The sequence below is a fragment of the Mesorhizobium sp. M7A.F.Ca.CA.002.05.1.1 genome (assembly GCF_003998335.1).
Taxonomy (GTDB): domain Bacteria; phylum Pseudomonadota; class Alphaproteobacteria; order Rhizobiales; family Rhizobiaceae; genus Mesorhizobium.
Window position 1 is genome coordinate 1 of sequence record NZ_RZQI01001276.1, and the last position, 1,230, is coordinate 1,230.

2 protein-coding genes are annotated in these 1,230 nt (G+C 61.7%); both read right to left on the reverse strand.

The features are described 5' to 3' along the window. Window positions 1–701: NAD(P)/FAD-dependent oxidoreductase (locus EN939_RS34835; RefSeq protein WP_164751540.1), on the reverse strand; the 701-nt coding region annotated here is incomplete at its 3' end. Continuing rightward, window positions 698–1,183, reverse strand: a complete 486-nt coding sequence (locus EN939_RS34840) for an endonuclease domain-containing protein (protein WP_127271897.1) — start codon at window positions 1,181–1,183, stop codon at window positions 698–700. The genes EN939_RS34840 and EN939_RS34835, both read right to left, overlap by 4 nt. Window positions 1,184–1,230: the final 47 nt, after the last annotated feature.

Sequence of the window (1,230 nt, forward strand, 5' to 3'; positions counted from 1 at the left end):
GGCTTCGGCTCGGTCAGCAGATACATGTGCTCCATGGCCAGCACCGGCAGTTCGACGCCGACCATGCGGCCGATCTCGCGCGCCCACAGGCCGCCGCAATTGACGACATGCTCGGCCTTCACCGTGCCCTGTTCGGTGACGACGTTCCAGGTGCCGTCGACCTCCTGTGTCAGTTCCACAACGCGATTGCGCAGCACGATCTCGGCGCCGAGTTTTTTCGCCGCCTTGGAATAGGCGATGGTGGTGCCCGACGGATCGAGATGGCCTTCGACCGGGTCCCACATGGCGCCGACGAAGTTGGTCTCGTCCATCAGCGGGAACATCGCCTTGGCTTCGGAAGGGGTGATCAGCTCTGTGTCCATGCCGAGATAGCGGCCCTTGGCGTGGGCCAGCCGCAGGAAGTCCATGCGCTCGGGCGTGTCGGCCATCATCACGCCGCCGGTCAGGTGCAGGGAGCAGGACTGGCCGGATATTTCCTCGATCTCCTTGTAGAGCTGCACCGTATAGGCCTGCAGCTTGGCGACGTTGGGGTCGCCGTTCAGCGTGTGGAAGCCGCCCGCGGCGTGCCAGGACGAGCCGGAGGTGAGCTCCGAGCGCTCGATCAGCATGATGTCGGTCCAGCCGGCCTTGGCCAGGTGGTAGAGAACCGAGCAGCCGACGACGCCGCCGCCGATAACAACCGCTTTTACGTGAGATTTCATCTAGATAGGTCCGTTTTTGAAGAGATTGAATCGGGTGAGTGAGGCGTGAAGACAAAGCGGAGGTCGGGTGCCGTGATGTTCTCGGCTAGCCTGCCATCGAGCGCGGCGAGGATGGTTTCACAAACCGAAGTACGATGCTTCAAGACTTCATGGCTCCAAACACGCAGGATCGAATAGCCCTGGGCATGCATGAAATCGTCGCGGCGGCGGTCATAGGAACAGTCGGCGTGTTGATGTCCGTCGACTTCCACGACGAGCCATTTTTCGCGGCAAGCGAAGTCTGCGTAGTATGGTCCGATAGAGAACTGTCGCGTGAACTTGTAGCCGCCAAGTTTGCGGGCTTTTAACTCAAGCCAAAGCAGCGCTTCGGCCTGGTTGTCACCTTGCCTGAGTTTTCGGGCTCGCTGGGTGATGCCCGTTTTGCGGCGGCTGCGTGTTGCGGGGCGGGCTTCCCCCACTCCGTCTCGGCTTCGCCGAGCCACCTCTCCCCCCTCCGGAGGGAGAGGAAGGGAGCCAGCCTGCATAAGTT